The sequence below is a fragment of the Microbacterium sp. T2.11-28 genome (assembly GCF_950097975.1).
In the GTDB taxonomy this organism is placed as follows: Bacteria; Actinomycetota; Actinomycetes; order Actinomycetales; family Microbacteriaceae; genus Microbacterium.
The window spans coordinates 1-17,111 of record NZ_CATNHF010000007.1 but is presented as its reverse complement, the minus strand read 5'-3'; the positions used below and the strand labels follow the sequence as shown (position 1 = coordinate 17,111).

Genomic DNA, 17,111 nt, shown 5'->3' with positions numbered 1-17,111 from the left:
ATTGCAATTTTCAAGCACTCTTGACTAATATAACCTGACGAATGAGGGGGTGAGATGGACGAGCTGAACTACCGACCCAAGCCGTGGACGCCGAAGGACGTGCCCACGATCTGGGTCGACCAGACCACCGGGCAAGGCGTCACCGACGCCGGCACGCCCGTTCGCCCCGTCATCGGCGAGCGCCGCAAGAACCCCAACCTGACGGACCTGCTCGACACGGCTGCCTCGTACGGCGCTAACCGCATCATGCTGACCGGGAAGCGCCCCGAGCCTGCGCCTGGCGTGCGGCACTGGCTGTACGTCCAGACCCCGAACTGGAAGCCCGGAGCCCACTGGGTCAACAACGGCCCGCCCACCGGTCGGTTCGAGCACGCGGTCACCGGCTTCAAGATCGAAGTCCGCACCGCGGAGGAGTGGTTCGGCGACGGGCCGCTGACCCCTGCCCAGGCTCGTCTGGCCTGGAACGTCACCGCGTCGATCATTCGCCACGCCGACGAGAACGCGCGCCTGTTCAACAGCCCTGCCGCCACCGGAACGAACCTGTGGGCGCTGTCGCTGCCGAAGAACATCAACCCCGTGCCGGTCGAAGACGACATCGCCCAGGAGATCCACTTCACCTCGGGCCTGCACCACTACGACCACCTGGTCGCGGGGGAGTCGTTCGCCAAGCACGAGGACTGCGTCCCGCTGATCGACCCGGCCAAGACGAAGAAGATCAGCGAGTTCGCCTACGTCGACGGCCGGTTCATGTTCGCCGGCGTCGGGCGCGAGCTCGGTATCGGCCCCGCGATCCGGCTGAACCAGGCCGCCGCGTACGAGCTGCTCGAGCAAGACCCCTACGCGCGCGCCCGCTTCCACGTGCGGTTCCGCGTCCCTCAGGGCTGGAACCACGTTGGCCTGCTCGGTGTGAAGCACCTGGACGTTCGCGAAGGCTGGTTCTATCCGAACCGGCCCGGAGCGGTGCACGACACCTGGGCCGACGGCAGCGAGATCCACGTCGCCCTCAAGCACGGGTGGGAGATCCGCCCTCACGAGGCCGTGGTGTTCCGCAAGGCCAAGCCTCTAGACACCTTCACCGAGCGCATGACGCGCGCCCGCGAGCGAGTCCAGCTGCAGGACGAGATGCACCCGGACCTGCGCCGCGCTGTGCTCGCCGCGCTGCGGAACATCATGCTGCACTCGATCGGTGCATTCGCCGCCGCGGGCCGCGACGAGACCCGCGTCGCCGCGTCGCCCGATGACGTCCCGCCCGAGTACAGGGCCAAGATGCTGCGACAGGGCAACCTCTGGATCTATCGCATCCCGTCGCGCCCGAACGACCGCACCCGAAGCTTCTACCACCCGGAGCTCGCCGCCCAGGTCTGGGGTCGCGCACGCGCTCGCGTCCTCCACGGCCCCAGCTCCCTCGGCGGCTACACCTCCGGTGCTCTCACGGTCGACCCCTCGACGCTCATCGGCATCCAGGGTGATGCGATCTACACGACCAAGCTGCCGGCGTGGTCCCTGCCGGACCGGTTCATCGGCGGCGGCGACGACGGCAAGACCGGGCGCCTGCGCCTGCAGGGCTACCTCAACGGATCCTTCATCACGCCGGAGACGCTGCGGCAGCGTGACGCGCTGAAAGCACGTGCCGAGCGGGCCGGCATCGCCAAGGCGCTCGAGCAGGCAGAGGAGAAGGGCTGATGGCTGACCAGCAGCGCACCGCCCAAGACCTCATCCGCGATCTGCGGCGCAAGGGCATCAGCACGGCCGAGATCGCCGAGGAGCTGCACCGCTCGCCTCGAATGGTCCGCAAGATCCTCAACGGCGAAACCAGCGGCGCCCTCTACCGCCAGGCGCTCCAGGAGCTCGCTGACACCGGACGCCTCACCCACGTCCCGCCGCGGCGCCGGCGCAAGGACGGCTCGATCGCCCCCGTGCGAGGCAAGGCCGGCGCCAAGCCCGTCATCCCCGAAGACCTCAGCGGCACCTACGTTGAGGGTCGCCAGGGTGGTCGGCTGCGCGTCGACGTGGCATACGCCACCGGGGGCGACCGGTACATCGAGATGCGCATCCCCAAGGGCCGCACCGCGAAGGGCCGCGAGCAGGCGAACGCCGAACTGATCAAGCAGGTCCGCAACGCCGCCAAGGGCCAGTCCCACGACAAGCAGAAGCAGATCACCGCCCACCTGACCTTCTCCAACGGCCGCGTGATGGAGGTCAACTCGTACAACGCCTCGACGATGCTCAAGCGCATCCACGAGAACGGCGGCGACGCCCTCGGCTGGTTCCGCGAAGAGTCGAAGAACCGATACGTGAACCTCGACACCAGCCGCGACACCATCACCGGCGTCACCCTCAACGTCGTCAGCACGGCCAAGACGACCGAGTACCAGAGGCAGGCCGAGCGCGGCCGCACTCGCCGCCCCCGCTCGCTGTCGCCGGCGGAGCTCATCAGCATGGAAGAGAAGCGGCGCATCGAGGAGCGCCGCGCTCGCCGCCGTGGAAACCGAGGAGGTGGTCAGTGACCATGGCCGCCCCGAAGAAGCCCACAGCTGCAGCGAAGCCCCGCGCACGCAAGGCCGCGCCCCCCGCTGAGGAAGTCACCAGCGACGTCGACCAGGCAGCGACGTCCGAAGCACCCGCACGCGCACCTCGCGCAAGCCAGAAGCCGGCAGCGGCGAGCGCGACGCCTCCTGAGTCGGCCGAGGCGGAGACGCCACCGCCGGCGAAGAAGAAGCGGGGGCCCTACAACGTCGTCTACGTCCAGAAGAAGCCCGTCTCGATCCGTCTCCCCGACGACGCGCTTGAACTGATGGACTGGGCCAAGCAGGATGCAGCCAGCCGCGGCGACCGCCTCACCAAGGACGAGATCGTCACCGTTGCGCTTCGCGCCTACTGGGGCCGCAAACGGCGCCGCGGGTAATGACCGTCTCCTGAGCTGCTGGCAGGGAAGTCGAGATGAGTGAAACTAACGGGCCGGCCGAGTTGCCGGTCTACTCGATCGCCGAGGCATTCGTGAAGCGATCCGGAATGTATATCGGGCAGCCCGTCACGTTCGAGCGAGTGCACACGTTCCTGCTCGGTTTCGAAACGGCGATGTTGTACGTTCGCGACGAGCTCGCGCGCGATCGCAATGCGTTTCAGCCCGTGGGCGTGCTCGGTCAGTTCCGGGAGCAGCTGCGATCCGAGGGGCGGCTCAGGTGGGACTCCTGGTCCCTGACGATCGTGGCGGAAGCGATCGGCTGGACTGGCGACGAGCCTCCGGCGATCGACGATCTGACCGAAGAGCAGCACCTCGAGGCAGTCCGGGACCTTCTCCCGTTGCTCGAGAAGGTCTTTGCCCTCCCCGCGGAGCTTGTCACCTCGCTCCGTGACTCCGCCTGAGAAGGGTAGGCACCCCACCGCTGTCGGTGTGTCGTCCCGCCCATCGAGTTCGAGAACGCGTTCTATGCTGTGCGGCGATGATCAACCTGACCGCCACCGTCCCGCTTGGACCGCTGACAGAACTTGTCGGACGATCCCTCTCGGCGACTGGGAGATGGGTCAACTCATCCGGTAGCGCCTACCTGTCATATCCATCACTCAGAGGATCCTGACCCGGACGAACGATCGCAGTCGCTCGAGGGCAAAGGACCCGTGCGGATGTCGCGCGTCACACCTCGACCTCGAACGGCAACTTTCGCAGTGTCGTCGCGGAAATCCCGGTGCTCTTGTACATCCGGGCGTGGGCGTACTGGATCTCCGGCAGCAGATCGATGCGGCCGATCGCCTCCAGCATGATCTCGTCGGCCTGACCGGTGAGATGACGCAGTTCGGGGATCGCGTACCCGCCCACGTACTTCCCGGAGTTGAGATCCCAGGAGCGCACGGCCGGCAGCGCCTCCTCGATCCTCTCGCCGAGCTCCACCAGAGCATCGAACGTGTCCTGCCCGTAAGCGTGCGGGGAGAATGGGATCTGCGACATCGTGCCCTTGGTGACGTTGAAGCAGTCGCCCGTGAACGTCCACCACAGGAACGCCAGCCGCGACGCCGCGATCGCGCTGGCCGCGAGCTGGTCCTTCCGGTTCTGAACGAACAGCTTCCCCTCGTTGAGGGGCACCGTGGCGTGCGTGGTCTTGTCGTAGGTGACCGGCGGCACCGTGTACGTGCTCAGGAAGTACGTGGCGGTCTTCTTGAAACCGACGGAGTAGTCGCTCACACGGACAAGCGGCGTCGAGGAGATCGTGCCCTTCGCAAGCAGCGTGTCGATCAGCTCGAACATCGCGTCGCTGCTGGCGCGCATCCAGTTCGGGGTCCGCGAGCCGGCGGGCCGAAGCGAATACCGCAGTGTCGCCATCAGATGCGGACGGAACGCCTCGATCCAGCTGTGGGTGAGCGTCGTGTGCAGCTCGGAGACGCTGCCATACCCGGCGGCGGTGATGATCGTGCTGCGCACCTTCACCTGGAACAGGGCAGCCGGGCGTTCCTGGAAGGTGCTCACCCAGATCGCATCGAACCGCCGCTCGTAGAACTTCCGCAGTGACTCGTCGCGATCGGCGAACTGGCTGCGGATGGGAACGATCAGGCTGAGCCGGCCATCCGGGCGCGTGATCTGCGCCGAGCGCTCGCAGCAGGAGGCGTAGATGTCGTCGACGTTGTCTGTCTCGAAGCCGGTGATGCGGTAGCTGAGCTCGCGCCGGTTGACGTAGGGTGGGTTGCCGATGACGACGTCGAAGCCGCCCTGATTGGGGTGTGACACGTCGCCCCGCACCGGCAAGAAGCGCGGCCCGTACAATGTCCAGCGCATCGAAAAACACCCCGCGACCTTCCGACTACCTCCGGACGTCTTCGAGTACATCAACCAGGCACGCGACGAAGCCGCGGCCCGTGGTGATCGCCTCACCAAAGACGAAGCGATCACCATGGCAGTCCGCGCGTTCTGGGGCGGCAAGCGCCAGCGCCGCCGCTGATCACCACACCGACATAACCGACGAAAAGAACTCTGGAGGCATCTGATGAGCCGTCGATCTATGCTCGAGCAGGAAACCGATCCGCTACACCCCGCGCGGATGCTACCGCGCACCTGAGACGAACGCGCGGTCCTTCACCGAGGATGGCTACATCTCGACATGATCAACCGAGGCAGCGAGAAGATTTCGTGCGAAGAGGTGGAGGACCTCGTCTACCGCTATGACAGCTTCGATCTAGCGGCCGCCGTCGCGATGCTCGACCCCGTGTTCAGCGAGCGGGTATGCGTCTACGTGAGTCTCAAGGAGGGCGGCCCGCTCGGGCTCGAACGGATCCGCGCCGCCATGGAGTCCGCCGGGGTGGCTAAGCATAAGCACCCCGAGCGGCTGATCGCCGTCGACGACATGCCCCTCACCAAGGTAGGCAAGATTGACAAGAGGGAGCGGAGAGGGCTTTGCCCGCCGCGACAGCGCCTAATGGGGCAGACGCTCAGCGCCCGCGCCGCCACGCGAGCCAGTGGCGGATGCTCTCCTCGAGCGCGTGCAATAGAGGCAACATCACCCAGATGACGCACGCGACGGTCAGTGGCGTCGTACATAGGATCTGGAGGTACGGCGGCAGGCCGGTCAGGAGCGGAGCGATGAAGTAGGCGTTGAACATGGCAGGCGGTACCAGCGCGATCCACACTAAAATCGCCGTCCACCACCGCGGGCGCGCGGGACCGGCCGTCGGGATTGCACCGGTGAGGGCGTCCGGAGTCAGTGGACGGGCCTGCCCGATCGTGAGCGGCACGGCCTGTTGCAGGTGCGCCTGCCGCTCCTTACTGTCCTCCCACCGGATGAGGTCATGGGGGGAAGCGAACGTGATCTCGACGACAACCTGGCGCCGGTGCCGTTCCGAGACTCGGACCTTCGACTCCCGGTAGCCGGGGAACGACTGGGCCCGGCCGGTGAAACCATGCGCCCACTCGGTGAGATCGTCCAGCCGCCCGGGGACGGCTGTGCGCGCCACCCGAGCCGTGACCGTGAGGTTATCTGGTTGCATGGTGTCCTCCCGGGGCAGAGGAAGCCCCGTCTCCCAGCGTATTGCGCCGATGACGCGGCACTGAACAGCTTCCGACCATCGGGGTCCGGATCAATAGCGCGAAATAGTGCTCTTCCGAGCAGTGGAGTGTCACCGCCACTGCCGCCTCACGCAGGATGGAAAGTTGAAAGACCTGGATCGACGGGGAGGTCATTTGCACGAGGCGTTTCGCTTGCTGCGGGAAGAAAGGCTCAAACGAGGCCGATACCATCGCCGAGCGACGGTGTATCACCCGGACGTAGAAGAGGTCGACCAGCTCTACGGTGTCCGGCTTCAGCTGGAGTCCTTAGGCGCGCGCCGGACGGTGGACGGATGCTGCGCTCCGAGATCGGCGCTTCGCGCGAGTACGGGACGCTAATGGATGCGGCGCTGGCAGTCGGTGACATGGGCGCCTGGCTGGTGGCGCACCACGCGTTCCTCCGCTGCTGCGTCGCGCGTGCAGACATCCCGTTGGGGCGGGTAGTGGACTCCTACCCGGAACGCTGCTTACACATCTATCAGTTGTGGCACCCGCAGTCGTTCGCCATCGCTCATCGCGAGTACGAGGCCGTCCTCGAGTCGATCGTCAGGCGTCCGACGCCCAGGGGATCGATCTGTCGCCGCTGGCGACCCACGAGTTCGCCTTCGACGATGCCGCCGCCGCCTTCGAGCAGTCCCGCGACGCGTCCAGCAGCCTGAAGGTCCTGCTCCGACCGTAGAGCGCCTGGGCCGTCGGGGCCGTCACAGGGAGCCACGCGGGCGGCGTGGGGTGGCACGGGCTGCAGTGGCACCGCGGAGACGATCCTCCCGCCTGTCGGGTCGGCATCGGAGCGCGCGGTGCAGGAGGAGCGCGCCCACGTTGCAAGTAAGCTTTCTGCCGTGCAGAATCGACAGCTCGGGTCGCCGGGCGATCCACCCCAGTATCCGATCGAGTCGGTCGACAACGCGCTGAAGCTGATCCTGCTGCTGGGTGAGGAGCACGAGCTGCGGCTCACGGACGCCGGTGCCCTCCTCGGGGTGGCGACCTCGACCGCGCACCGACTTCTCGCGATGCTGGCATGGCGCGGCTTCGTGCGGCAGAACCCGGTGACCAAGGCTTACGGCCCTGGCCCGGCGCTGACGACGGTGGCCTTCTCGGTGCTGCGCAGGATGGATGTCCCGAGACTGGCGCAGCCGATCCTCGAGGACCTCAGCGCCGCCCTCGGTGAGACCTGCCACCTGGGCACGCTCGAGGGCAACCATGTCCGATTCCTCGCCGTTGCCGAGCCCGATGTGGCCGTGCGCGTGGTTTCGAGACTGGGCAAGACCCTGCCGGCGCATTGCACCTCGACCGGCAAGGCGCTGCTTGCCGAGCTGAGCGACGAGCAGCTCTTCCGGCTGTACCCGGACGAGCAGCTCGAGATCGTCACACCGAACTCCATACGTTCCCGAGACGAACTCGTCGCCGAACTGGTTCGGACACGACTGGACGGTTATGCCGTGAATCGGCAGGAAAGCGAGGACGGCGTGGCGAGCGTCGCGGTCCCGGTCCACGTCTCGTCGGGACTGCGACTGGCGATCAACGCCTCCGCGCCCGTGCAGCGGTTACCGCCGGGCAAGGTCAAGTCCCTAGCGCGGTCACTGCAGGACGCCGCGATCCGCCTCGCCGAACTGTTGGGGTGAACCGGCCCGGGTCGTCGTAGCGCCCATGGATGCGCTGCGCACGCGAACACGCCGCTGATGAGCGTGGCTGCGGGAGCGACCGACCCGCCGCCGTGGGCCTCAGTGCCCGTTGGCCGGATCGTCCGGGTCGCGGGCGGCTTCTTCGCCTTGATCCAGCCCACTCAGCGTCGCCATATCCTCCGAGCTGAGCGTGAAATCGAAGACGTCGATGTTCTGCGCGAGATGCTTCTCATCGCCGGCGCGCGGGACGGGAACGATCCCTTCCTCGATGTGCCAGCGCAGTAGGACCTGTGCGGGCGACTTGTCATACTTCGACGCGATCGCGGTCACCGCGGGATCGGACAGCAGGGCTCCTCCGCGTCCGAGCGGGCTCCACGCCTCGGTCAGGATGCCGTGAGCGCGCTGGAAGCTGCGCTGTTCGACACGGGCGATGTCGACGCTGAGCTGGATCTGATCGACGTCGGGGACGACACCGGTCGCGTCGACGACGCGCTGAAGGTGGTGAGACTTGAAGTTGGAGACGCCGATCGCCTTCACTCGTCCCTCTTCGAGCAGTCTCACCAGACCCTTCCACGCTTCGACGTATCGGTCGAGGGCCGGAACCGGCCAATGGATCAGGAACAGATCGAGGTAGTCGACGCGAAGGGTCTTCAGCGATCGGTCGTACGCGCGCTGCACTCCCTCGACGCTGTGGTCCTCCTTGTTGAACTTGCTCGTGATGAAGACCTCGTCACGAGGGATGCCCGATGCACGCAGACCGGCACCGACGGCCTCCTCATTCGCGTACTTGTACGCCGTATCGAACAGGCGGTAACCGTAGCCGACCGCCTTCTCGACCATCGTTGCGCACTCGTCTCCCGTGAGTGGCCACGTGCCCACCCCGATTCGCGGGATGCGGTGACCGTGCAGGAGGGGGAGGGTGGTGTCGTCAGCTCTCATCGGGCGGCCGCCTTCGCCGGAGCCGTGCTCGAGGGCTCGAGGAGGGCGCGCAGCCGATGTATCAGCTCGTCCGCCTTCGCTCGCGAGGCGACCGAGCGGCGGGCGTCGACGAGGGCACGCGGCCAGTTCACGATGACGGCACCTTCGGCCTGCCCTTGGCTCTCGCCGTACACGACGGCGAAGCGGTCCTGCGCAGGGTCGCCCACCATCGTCCAGTGATCAGATCCGGTATGCCCGACGATCTGGATCTTCCAGTCGTACTGGTCGCTCCACACATACTCCGTCGGGTCGTAGCTGCGCAGGTCATCCGGGTGAGCGATGTTATGCGCGACAATCAGCGCCTGATCCGTCGCGCTCGTCCAGTGCTCCAACCGGATCGGGTCGGGATGCCGTCGGTTCATGAATCGTGCCACGTCGCCGATCGCATACACGTGGGAGACGCCGACGGCGGCAAGCGTGCCTTCGCAGACGACACCGTTATCCAGCGCGAGGCCCGACGACTCGAGCCACTCCGTGTTGACGACCGCTCCGATACCGAGCAGGACAGCGTCGACATCCAGCGTCGCGCCATCGGTGAGCGTGACCTGGACGCGGTCACCCGTGCGCTCGACGTTCTCGACGGAGACGCCGAAGCGTAGCTCAGCACCCTCCCTGCGGTACTTCTCCGCGAAGATACCGCCCACTTCCATATTCATCGCCCGGCCCATCGGAGCACCGATCGGTTCGATGATGGTGACCTTGACACCGGCCGCAAGCGCTGTGGCGGCCGCCTCGGCGCCGATGAATCCGGCGCCGACCACCGCGAGGTGGCGGCCCGGAACGAGCTCCTTGCGCAGCTCGTCGGCATCGGCGCGGGTACGCAGCACGTGGACGCCGGGAGTGGAAGCCCACGGGGTTCGGCGAGCTCGGGCACCCGTCGCGATGACGAGGATGTCGTAGGTCAGCTCGCTGCCGTCGGCGAGCGTCAGCGTCTTGCCGGCAGGATCCAGCTCGGTCGCGGCGACGCCGAAACGGGTCTCGACCCGCAGGCCTTCGAGCGCTTCCGCCGTCGTCAGCGCGATCTCCGGGTCGGATGCGGCGCCGCTGAGGTACTTCTTCGACAGCGGGGGACGGTCGTAGAGGGGATGGCTCTCCTGGTCCACCAGCGTGATCGCGCCGGTGAACCCCTCCGAACGAAGATTCTGTACGAGCTTGACTCCGGCGACGGAAGCACCGACGACGACGACGTGAGACATGCGAATCGGCTCAACCCTCGACAGACAGCGCCGAGACCGGGCAGCTTCGGGCGGCTTCCTCGACGCGAGTGCGCTCCGCGTCCGGCACCTCGAGCTGCAAGAGCACGACCTTGCCGTCGTCGTCGATGTCGAAGTAGTCTCCCGCGGCCACGACGCAGTTCGCGTAGCCCTGGCAGAGGGAGAGGTCAGCCTTCACCGTGGCCATGGTCATTCCTCGTTGATGATGGGTCGGGGTCGGGGAACACGGGCGCGTACGGCGACCCGATCATCGCTGAGAACGTCTGGACGGTCTGCCAGGTGAGCGCCTCCAGCTCGAGCGGGTCGAGTGCGATCCATTGTCCGGATTTCGGAGAGTCGATGAGCAGACGCGTCCCGTTGCGGGTCTCGACCCGGCTCACCGTGATCTCAGAGAACTCGTTGGCGATCGTGAGCGGCTCGCCGACGGTGCGCGCGACCAAACGTGCGCGCTCCTCGGCGGCGGCGATCGCGGCGGCCCGATCGACGTCGGCGCCTTCCCACTCCAGGGTCACAGGAAGATCGCCAGGTTCTGGGTGCGCAGCACCGACTCGTCGACGAGGATGACGCGGCGCGCGAGCTTGTACTCGCCTCCGACGTCACGGAACACATCCTCCCGGTGGGCGGAGATGATCGACGGCTCGTTCACGTCTCCTCGGCTGCGGAACAGCAGCATCGCGGAGTCGGCGAGCACCTCGCCGGGCACGTCGGTCTCGAACACCCGCACGTTGGTCACGAAGTGACGCAGCCGGGACGGAGGGTCCTCGGTCCAGGCATGCTCGGTAAGGAACCGTGCGACGCGCCGGCTGAGCGAGTACTTGTTCTCGTCCCAGTGCGCCATCCCGGGGGACGTGCTGAAGGGCGTGCCGAGTGCGGTGGTCACGCGGACGGGCATGACGTAGTGGATGTCTTCCGTCAGCATGTCCAGCCAGCTCTCATACCGCTGCTGGTCGAGAGTGTAGGCCTCTTCGACGAGCCAGCGATGGATCGTGGCGTGCAGCTCGCTCGTGAAGGGCAGGGACGAGCCCACCCGGTCGGCGAGGGTTGACGACTTGCGAAGCCGGGAGACTTCGGAAACTGCCTTGCCGGTCTCCTCGATCATCGGACCACCTTCTGACCATTGTTCGTGATGCCCGCAGGTCGGGGCTCGACATCCAGTGGCGGCTCGCCGCCGATCGACAGGGCACGGAAGTCGACGCCCTCGTACTCCGACTCCAGGTAGTCCGCCCAGCGGTGGAGCAGATGGCGCTGGTTGTACTCGCCGTAGCCCACGTGCGCGACGCCGGGGCCGGCGAACTGGTCGGGGCCGAGCGGCTCGACGACCGGCGATCCATCCTTGAGGATGCCCATGCGGCTGTTCAGGAGCAGGCGCCGCGCCATTGATCCCTTCGCCGTGTTCGTGAGCGAGACCCAGTTCTCCACGTCGTCCTGCTCGAACATGCCCGTCGACCCGAAGCACATCAGGTAGGCCTTGTACGACAGTGCCTTGAACTCCTCCGGAGCCTCAGCGTCGACCGCGAACCAGGAGTACACCTCGGTCTCGTCCTCGCTGATCGGAAGCCACGTCCGGATGGAGATGAACGGGAGCACGTCCTCGTCCGAACCCTCCTCGACCTTGGGCCAGTTGTGGACGAAGGACATGTTCGGGAAGAGCGAGGCCGCGGAGATCATGAACCCGTCGCGGCCGATGACATCGAGCTGCTCCTGAGACCAGGTCGCCTTCATCCGCTCGACCATCTCGTCCGGGTAGCCGACGTACCGCAGCCGCTCCTCGAGCGTGCCCGGCGGGAGCTTGTAGGTCGTGCCGCCTCCGTTGCCGGCCCAGTATGTGTTGCCGTCCTTGCGCTTCTCGGCCTTCGGCTCGCGGAACAGCCCGATCTCGACGACCGAGGTGTGCGTCTGGGGCGTGTGGTACATGTCGCCGGCGAAGTTCTCGGCGCCGATCTTCCAGTTCGCCTTGACGCGCCACCGCTGCGGGCCCCGGAGCTCGATGCCGCTGGGGCTCTGCCGGGTGTAGTAGTCGAGATAGAACTTGAAGTCGCCGATGTAGTCCTCGAGGCTCGGCGCATCCGGGTCCATGCTGATGAAGATCAGGCCGTTGTACATACCGAGGTTCGGCGCCGGCAGGAGCCGTGCGCCCTTTCGGCTGAACCCGGCCTCGCCGCCGTAGGCCTCCTCGTGGAAGGGGAGTCCGACGATGCGTCCGTCGTTGCGGTAGGACCACCCGTGGTACGGGCAGCGGAAGTGCGAGGCGTTCCCCATCTCGGCCCGGCAGACCTGCATGCCGCGATGCAGGCACATGTTGAAGTGGGCGCGGATCTCACCCTTCTCGTCGCGGACGATGATGAACGAGTCGTCGAGTATTCGCCGGACGACGTAGTCGCCGGCCTGAGGAATCTCGGACTCGTGGCCCACGAACAGCCAGGCGCGGCTGAAAAGGTTCTTTCGTTCGCGCGCGAAGATCTCCGCGTCGTTGTAGATGTACGCCGGTATCATTCCGCGACGGATCTCGTCGTAGATCGTCATGCTGGAAGTGCTCATCGTCGCGCCTATCCGTAGTGTAATGCTTCGACACCGCTCCGACGTCGCACGTCGAAGCGGGCCGAGGCATAGTTTCTGATGTGCAGAAATTGATTCTGCCACACACGCGCGCCTTACGTCAAGTGGGCCCGAGGAAGGCCTTCGCGGCCGCGCTCGGAGGAGGAGGCGATGCGTCGCGGCTGCGAGGACCATCCTCCCGTCCCAGAGGGTGGGCATGCTCCTCTGGAACACAGAAACCGCTTCTGCTGGAAACGAGGAGTCAATGATGAGCCCGTCGACCGATGTCGCAGACCGGGAATGGACCGTCACTCTCGATGGCAAGCCGTGGGCCAGTGCCGCGCGCTACGAGGTCGAGAACCCCACGACCGGGCGTCCCCTGACCTCCGCCCCCGACCTCTCCGAGGAGGAGGTCGGGCGCGCGGTGGCGGCGGCGCAGGCTGCGCAGCCGGCCTGGGGCGCGATGCCGCCCCGAGCCCGGGCCGCCGTGATCCGGCAACTCGCTGCGACGATCCGAGAGCACCGTGAGGAGCTCGCCACTCTCGACGCACTGGACGGCGGGTTCACCCTCTCGATGATGAGGGGCGATGTGGACGCGGCGGCGGAACTCATGGAGATCTTCGCCGACATGGCGCTCGACCTCGGTGGCCGGACGATTCCGGTGAGCACGAACCTCCACTACACCATGCAGGTGCCCTACGGAGTGGTCGCGCGTATCGGTGCGTTCAACCATCCCTTCTTCTTCGCGGCGGCGAAGGTCGCCGCGCCCCTCGTCGCCGGCAACGCCGTGGTCCTCAAGGCCCCGGACCAGACGCCGCTGTCTTCGTTGCGCCTGGCCGAGCTCGCGGTCGGGATCCTCCCGGACAATCTGTTGATCACCGTCAGCGGTCGCGGCGCGGTGACCGGACGCGCGCTGGTGCGTCATCCCGAGGTCCGCCGGATCGGTTTCATCGGGTCCACCGCGACGGGGCAATCGATCCAGCGGGATGCAGCCGAGACCGGAGTCAAGCACGTGTCGCTCGAACTGGGCGGAAAGAACGCTCAGATCGTCTTCGCCGACGCCGATTTGGAGGCGGCTGCGGCCGGTGCCGTCGCGGGTATGAACTTCACGTGGGTCGCCGGACAGAGCTGCGGCTCGACGAGCCGCCTGCTCGTGCACTCCTCGGTGGCCGACGAAGTGATCGGCCGGGTCGCCGAGCGCATGGCCGCGATCCGGGTGGGAGACCCGCTGGACCCGTCCGTGGACATGGGCCCGCTCGTGTCGGAGGCACAGTTCCAGAAGTCCATCAGCGCCATCGCCGAAGGCAGGAAGGCGGGTGCCACCGTGGCGACGGGCGGCGGCCGTCCCGCCGGCCTCGATGAGGGGTGGTTCGTCGAGCCGACGCTGCTCACCGGTGTCAGCCCCGGGTCGTTCGTCGAGCAGAACGAGATCTTCGGCCCCGTCCTCTCCGTCACCACCTTCGACGCCGACGAGGAGGCCGTACGGATCGCCAACGGCGTCCAGTACGGGCTCACCTCGAGCATCTGGACGCGCGACGTCACGCGCGCCCACGTCGTCGCCCGGCAGATCGAGGCCGGCTACATCCTCGTCAACAGTGGCAGCCGGCACTTCTGGGGACTGCCGTTCGGAGGGGTGAAGGCTTCGGGGATCGGCCGCGAGGAGTCCCTCGACGAACTGATCTCGTACACCGAGACGAAGACCGTGACCGTTCTGCTCTCGTAGGGGGGCAGCGCTGCGCGCTGTACGTCGTCGCAGCAAGCGCGGCGCGATCCATGCCGGCGGTGCTGGGAGGCGCTGTTCCCGTCAGCCTCGGGCAAACCCCGTCGAGGCGAAGGCCGCCTGCAGGGATGCCTGGGCGCCGAAAACGTTCCCCGGGCCATCACAGAGGCGACACAGCAGTACACGAAGTGGTCGGCTGAGATCCCCCGGGCGGAGCGGCTTCCGGAGTTCCTCGAGCGAGCGTTCCAGATCGCTTCCACCCCTCCCTACGGTCCGGTGCACCTCGGCATTCCGATGGACTTTCTGGAAGAGGAGATCGAGTTCACCCCGGGACCGGTGACCGAGTATCTGCATGAGGCGCTCGATCCGGATGCGGTAGAGCGTCTCGCCCAGATTCTCAGGACGGCGGCCAGTCCGGTCATCGTGGTGGGGACAGAGGTCGCGCGGTACGGTGCGATTGCCGCGCTGGAAAGGCTCTCCGACCTGGTGGACGCGTCCGTGCTCGGGGAGATCAAGGGCGCCGACCTCGCCTTCCCGAACACCAATCCGAGGTACGTCGGCAAGCTGACCGCATCGAGCCCTGCACTGGAGGGCGCAGACGTCGTCGTCCTCCTCGGCGCCGAGCTCACCGAGGGGCTGGCGATGCCCCTGCCGGATTTCGGTGACAGCCTCGTGGTGCAGGTCACCGTGGACCCGCTCGCTCTGCGCCGGCAGTACGCAGGTCAGGTCGGCATCCTCAGCCACCCCGGGCGCCTGCTCGATGCGGTCGCCGATCGCCTCGCTGAAGGCGGAGCGGTACCCGTGAGCTCGGGCGGGCGGGTGCGAGGGCTCAGAGAGCGCTGGGAAGCGGGCCGCGAAGCCTTGCGGTCGCGCCTGCTCGGCGAGGCTGATGGCGCGGTATCGGCGGCCCACATCGCGGACCTCATCCATCGCCTCGGCGGCTCCGAGACGATCGTCGTCAACCAGTGCGGATCCGCGGAGGGCTTCATCGACACACTCGTCGACTATGGCGCACCGTGGACGTATTTCGGCCTCTCGGGGAAGGCGAGTGCTCAGGGTTGGGGCGCGCCGGCGGCGGTCGGCATCCAGATGGCTCGTCCCGATCGTCGAGTGATCGCCGTCCTCGGCGATGGCGGGTTCATGTTCAACTCCACAGCGATCCACACCGCTGCCGCGTACGACGTTCCGGTCGTCTACCTCGTCCTCGACAACGGGGGCTGGCGGGACGTCGCGACCGTGACGGGAGCGATGGGCAGCTCGCTCGGAGAGCCCGGCGCAGAGGATGCGATGCGCTGGACCTTCCGGCCCCCGATCGACCACGCATCGTACGCCCGAAGCCTGGGACTGAAGTCTTGGCGGGCGTCCAACCCGGAGGAGCTCGAGAGCGCGTTCGCCGCCGCGTTCGCCGAGGATGGGCCGACGCTGATCCAGGTCGCGTCTGCGATGGGCGATGTCCGGGTCTTCGGGCAGGCGTTCGCGTGAGATGTCGAGCAGGAGTGACAGCGCCGTATACGGTGAGTGAGCCGCGTGTTCGGGCTGACAGCGACACGTACGTCTGCAGTAGGGAGCGATGAAGGATGTCAACTGGTGATCGACTAGGGGTTCGAGAGGATCTCGTCGATGCGAATCGCATTCTCGTCCGCCACGGCATCCTCGATGCTTTCGGCCACGTGAGCGTCCGTGACCCCGACGACCCGAGCAGGTTCCTCATCTCCAGAAACCTGGCCCCCGGCCTCGTCACGCCCGACGACATTCAGGTGATCGGATTGGACGGGACGACCGCGGACGACAGACCGAGCTATCTCGAACGATTCATCCACGGCGAGATCTACCGGGCACGCGCCGATGTCCAGGCCGTTGTCCACAGCCACTCCGCGTCGATGGTGCCCTTCAGCATCTCCAGGACGCCTCTGCAGGCGGTGTGGCACATGGCGGGCTTCCTCGGCGAAGCGGTCCCGGTCTTCGAGATCCGTGACAGCGTCGGGTCCTCCAGCGACCTGCTGATCCGCAGCGGTTCGCTCGGCGCGGACCTTGCTGCGACCCTCGGGGGCGCGGCGGTCGCACTCATGCGAGGACACGGATTCGTCGCCGTGGGCGACTCGATCCCGCAGGCGGTCGCCCGCGCGGTCTACGCGGACCTCAACGCCCGAGCACAGGTGACGGCCGGTCAGCTCGGCGGCTACACCGCCCTCACCGCAGAAGAGGGCGCCGCGGCCGCGGAATCCAACAACGGGCAGCTCACGAGGGCCTGGGAGATCTGGAGAGCCAACGCCAGGCGCGGGGAGAGCGTCTGAAAGCGCGCCTCCTCCAGGCGCGCTGAGCAAATCCGCCCGCTCGCGGCCGGCGCGTCATCGCGTCGGCGAAGCCGGCCGTTCGCCCCTGGTGGGGCGGTCCGGCATGCCGGCACACGCCGCCCGCGCCTAACGGCTCGCGCCATGTTGTGTATCTGACACACACAACAGTAGTAGGGGGGGTCGGACATTTGACGGGCCGGGGGGTGGACACGGGAGCGCCCCGCCGGATCGTCTCGGCGGGGCGCTCGGGTGCAGCGTTATCGCGCCGTCCACCACCGCGGGCGCGCGGGACCGGCCGTCGGGATTGCACCGGTGAGGGCGTCCGGAGTCAGTGGACGGGCCTGCCCGATCGTGAGCGGCACGGCCTGTTGCAGGTGCGCCTGCCGCTCCTTACTGTCCTCCCACCGGATGAGGTCATGGGGGGAAGCGAACGTGATCTCGACGACAACCTGGCGCCGGTGCCGTTCCGAGACTCGGACCTTCGACTCCCGGTAGGGCCGCGTCCGTTTGAGTGGTGGTCTTTCGCTTCGTTGCGATGATCAGCTGTCGTTAGTTTAGGCGGCGGTGATCTCGGGGAGTATCACCGCCTCGTCGATGGTGGGGGTGGTCGCGGTGAGCTCGGTCATGGAGGCTTCGGAGAAGTAGCGGCGGTCGGCGGCTTCCCATTCGTCGTGTTGCTCGACGAGGACGGAGCCGGCCAGGCGGAGCAGGGCGGCG

At 66.9% G+C, this 17,111-nt stretch carries 18 protein-coding genes and 1 pseudogene; 9 read left to right on the top strand and 10 right to left on the bottom strand.

Annotated features, from left to right (window positions below; all coding sequences use genetic code 11):
- The first annotated feature begins 54 nt into the window (after nucleotides 1-54).
- From QQZ13_RS06475 to QQZ13_RS06460, 4 genes are read left to right on the top strand one after another with little or no spacing between them, the layout of a single operon-like run.
- Complete coding sequence (locus tag QQZ13_RS06475; RefSeq protein ID WP_005050756.1) at nucleotides 55-1,683, top strand: hypothetical protein; 1,629 nt, start codon at nucleotides 55-57, stop codon at nucleotides 1,681-1,683.
- Nucleotides 1,683-2,507, top strand: coding sequence for a hypothetical protein (locus QQZ13_RS06470; protein ID WP_047801722.1), 825 nt, complete (start codon nucleotides 1,683-1,685; stop codon nucleotides 2,505-2,507). Before QQZ13_RS06475 ends, QQZ13_RS06470 begins: the two co-directional genes overlap by 1 nt.
- Nucleotides 2,504-2,905 (top strand): hypothetical protein, encoded by a 402-nt coding sequence (locus QQZ13_RS06465; RefSeq protein WP_005050751.1) that lies wholly within the window; start codon nucleotides 2,504-2,506, stop codon nucleotides 2,903-2,905. The genes QQZ13_RS06470 and QQZ13_RS06465 overlap by 4 nt, the downstream gene beginning before the upstream one ends.
- A 35-nt stretch (nucleotides 2,906-2,940) precedes the next feature.
- Complete coding sequence (locus tag QQZ13_RS06460) at nucleotides 2,941-3,366, top strand: hypothetical protein (RefSeq protein ID WP_005050749.1); 426 nt, start codon at nucleotides 2,941-2,943, stop codon at nucleotides 3,364-3,366.
- Between the two features lie 268 nt (nucleotides 3,367-3,634).
- Here QQZ13_RS06460 and QQZ13_RS06455 read toward each other — a convergent pair whose 3' ends face one another.
- Nucleotides 3,635-4,885 carry an Eco57I restriction-modification methylase domain-containing protein gene (locus QQZ13_RS06455; protein ID WP_082157161.1) on the bottom strand — a complete coding sequence of 417 codons (1,251 nt, stop codon included), beginning with the start codon at nucleotides 4,883-4,885 and terminating at the stop codon, nucleotides 3,635-3,637.
- Between the two features lie 205 nt (nucleotides 4,886-5,090).
- Between QQZ13_RS06455 and QQZ13_RS16310 the strand changes: the two genes are divergently transcribed.
- Complete coding sequence (locus tag QQZ13_RS16310; protein ID WP_005050745.1) at nucleotides 5,091-5,498, top strand: hypothetical protein; 408 nt, start codon at nucleotides 5,091-5,093, stop codon at nucleotides 5,496-5,498.
- On the opposite strand, the gene QQZ13_RS06450 is transcribed toward QQZ13_RS16310, so the two are convergent.
- The gene (locus tag QQZ13_RS06450) at nucleotides 5,419-5,973 is read right to left on the bottom strand and encodes a hypothetical protein (RefSeq protein ID WP_005050743.1); all 555 of its coding nucleotides are present in this window, start codon (nucleotides 5,971-5,973) and stop codon (nucleotides 5,419-5,421) included. The genes QQZ13_RS16310 and QQZ13_RS06450 overlap by 80 nt on opposite strands.
- A 604-nt stretch (nucleotides 5,974-6,577) precedes the next feature.
- Nucleotides 6,578-6,736 carry a hypothetical protein gene (locus QQZ13_RS06445; RefSeq protein WP_284528259.1) on the bottom strand — a complete coding sequence of 53 codons (159 nt, stop codon included), beginning with the start codon at nucleotides 6,734-6,736 and terminating at the stop codon, nucleotides 6,578-6,580.
- Between the two features lie 134 nt (nucleotides 6,737-6,870).
- Between QQZ13_RS06445 and QQZ13_RS06440 the strand changes: the two genes are divergently transcribed.
- Nucleotides 6,871-7,653 (top strand): IclR family transcriptional regulator, encoded by a 783-nt coding sequence (locus QQZ13_RS06440; RefSeq protein WP_039712028.1) that lies wholly within the window; start codon nucleotides 6,871-6,873, stop codon nucleotides 7,651-7,653.
- Nucleotides 7,654-7,752: 99 nt separating this feature from the next.
- On the opposite strand, the gene QQZ13_RS06435 is transcribed toward QQZ13_RS06440, so the two are convergent.
- From QQZ13_RS06435 to QQZ13_RS06410, 6 genes are read right to left on the bottom strand one after another with little or no spacing between them, the layout of a single operon-like run.
- Nucleotides 7,753-8,592, bottom strand: coding sequence for an aldo/keto reductase (locus QQZ13_RS06435; RefSeq protein WP_005050739.1), 840 nt, complete (start codon nucleotides 8,590-8,592; stop codon nucleotides 7,753-7,755).
- Nucleotides 8,589-9,827: an NAD(P)/FAD-dependent oxidoreductase gene (locus QQZ13_RS06430; protein WP_062633832.1), complete on the bottom strand. Its 1,239-nt coding sequence runs from the start codon at nucleotides 9,825-9,827 to the stop codon at nucleotides 8,589-8,591. Before QQZ13_RS06430 ends, QQZ13_RS06435 begins: the two co-directional genes overlap by 4 nt.
- 10 nt (nucleotides 9,828-9,837) lie before the next feature.
- Nucleotides 9,838-10,032: a ferredoxin gene (locus QQZ13_RS06425; protein ID WP_062633830.1), complete on the bottom strand. Its 195-nt coding sequence runs from the start codon at nucleotides 10,030-10,032 to the stop codon at nucleotides 9,838-9,840.
- Nucleotides 10,013-10,357 (bottom strand): hypothetical protein, encoded by a 345-nt coding sequence (locus QQZ13_RS06420; RefSeq protein WP_085603657.1) that lies wholly within the window; start codon nucleotides 10,355-10,357, stop codon nucleotides 10,013-10,015. Before QQZ13_RS06420 ends, QQZ13_RS06425 begins: the two co-directional genes overlap by 20 nt.
- Nucleotides 10,354-10,944 (bottom strand): 3-phenylpropionate/cinnamic acid dioxygenase subunit beta, encoded by a 591-nt coding sequence (locus tag QQZ13_RS06415; protein WP_062633826.1) that lies wholly within the window; start codon nucleotides 10,942-10,944, stop codon nucleotides 10,354-10,356. Before QQZ13_RS06415 ends, QQZ13_RS06420 begins: the two co-directional genes overlap by 4 nt.
- On the bottom strand, nucleotides 10,941-12,383 hold the full coding sequence (locus QQZ13_RS06410) for a Rieske 2Fe-2S domain-containing protein (protein WP_228164524.1): 1,443 nt from the start codon (nucleotides 12,381-12,383) through the stop codon (nucleotides 10,941-10,943). Before QQZ13_RS06410 ends, QQZ13_RS06415 begins: the two co-directional genes overlap by 4 nt.
- Nucleotides 12,384-12,648: 265 nt before the next feature.
- On the opposite strand from QQZ13_RS06410, the gene QQZ13_RS06405 reads away from it, so the two are divergent.
- The 3 genes from QQZ13_RS06405 to QQZ13_RS06395 all read left to right on the top strand — a co-directional run bounded on the left by QQZ13_RS06405 (nucleotide 12,649) and on the right by QQZ13_RS06395 (nucleotide 16,394).
- Nucleotides 12,649-14,103: an aldehyde dehydrogenase family protein gene (locus QQZ13_RS06405; RefSeq protein WP_062633835.1), complete on the top strand. Its 1,455-nt coding sequence runs from the start codon at nucleotides 12,649-12,651 to the stop codon at nucleotides 14,101-14,103.
- 273 nt (nucleotides 14,104-14,376) lie between these two features.
- Nucleotides 14,377-15,582, top strand: coding sequence for a thiamine pyrophosphate-dependent enzyme (locus tag QQZ13_RS06400; RefSeq protein WP_062633824.1), 1,206 nt, complete (start codon nucleotides 14,377-14,379; stop codon nucleotides 15,580-15,582).
- Nucleotides 15,583-15,677: 95 nt separating this feature from the next.
- Complete coding sequence (locus tag QQZ13_RS06395) at nucleotides 15,678-16,394, top strand: class II aldolase/adducin family protein (RefSeq protein ID WP_062633823.1); 717 nt, start codon at nucleotides 15,678-15,680, stop codon at nucleotides 16,392-16,394.
- Nucleotides 16,395-16,948: 554 nt separating this feature from the next.
- Here QQZ13_RS06395 and QQZ13_RS06390 read toward each other — a convergent pair.
- Nucleotides 16,949-17,111: pseudogene (locus QQZ13_RS06390) on the bottom strand (IS256 family transposase); the annotation flags it as partial.

What these genes read in the sequence shown, in the direction of transcription:
- QQZ13_RS06475 (WP_005050756.1), top strand. Translation starts at nt 55, where the DNA reads ATGGACGAGCTGAACTACCGACCCAAGCCGTGGACGCCGAAGGACGTG.
- QQZ13_RS06470 (WP_047801722.1), top strand. Translation starts at nt 1,683, where the DNA reads ATGGCTGACCAGCAGCGCACCGCCCAAGACCTCATCCGCGATCTGCGG.
- QQZ13_RS06460 (WP_005050749.1), top strand. Translation starts at nt 2,941, where the DNA reads ATGAGTGAAACTAACGGGCCGGCCGAGTTGCCGGTCTACTCGATCGCC.
- QQZ13_RS06455 (WP_082157161.1), bottom strand. Translation starts at nt 4,885, where the DNA reads ATGGTGATCGCTTCGTCTTTGGTGAGGCGATCACCACGGGCCGCGGCT.
- QQZ13_RS16310 (WP_005050745.1), top strand. Translation starts at nt 5,091, where the DNA reads ATGATCAACCGAGGCAGCGAGAAGATTTCGTGCGAAGAGGTGGAGGAC.
- QQZ13_RS06450 (WP_005050743.1), bottom strand. Translation starts at nt 5,973, where the DNA reads ATGCAACCAGATAACCTCACGGTCACGGCTCGGGTGGCGCGCACAGCC.
- QQZ13_RS06435 (WP_005050739.1), bottom strand. Translation starts at nt 8,592, where the DNA reads ATGAGAGCTGACGACACCACCCTCCCCCTCCTGCACGGTCACCGCATC.
- QQZ13_RS06430 (WP_062633832.1), bottom strand. Translation starts at nt 9,827, where the DNA reads ATGTCTCACGTCGTCGTCGTCGGTGCTTCCGTCGCCGGAGTCAAGCTC.
- QQZ13_RS06425 (WP_062633830.1), bottom strand. Translation starts at nt 10,032, where the DNA reads ATGGCCACGGTGAAGGCTGACCTCTCCCTCTGCCAGGGCTACGCGAAC.
- QQZ13_RS06415 (WP_062633826.1), bottom strand. Translation starts at nt 10,944, where the DNA reads ATGATCGAGGAGACCGGCAAGGCAGTTTCCGAAGTCTCCCGGCTTCGC.
- QQZ13_RS06410 (WP_228164524.1), bottom strand. Translation starts at nt 12,383, where the DNA reads ATGAGCACTTCCAGCATGACGATCTACGACGAGATCCGTCGCGGAATG.
- QQZ13_RS06405 (WP_062633835.1), top strand. Translation starts at nt 12,649, where the DNA reads ATGAGCCCGTCGACCGATGTCGCAGACCGGGAATGGACCGTCACTCTC.
- QQZ13_RS06395 (WP_062633823.1), top strand. Translation starts at nt 15,678, where the DNA reads ATGTCAACTGGTGATCGACTAGGGGTTCGAGAGGATCTCGTCGATGCG.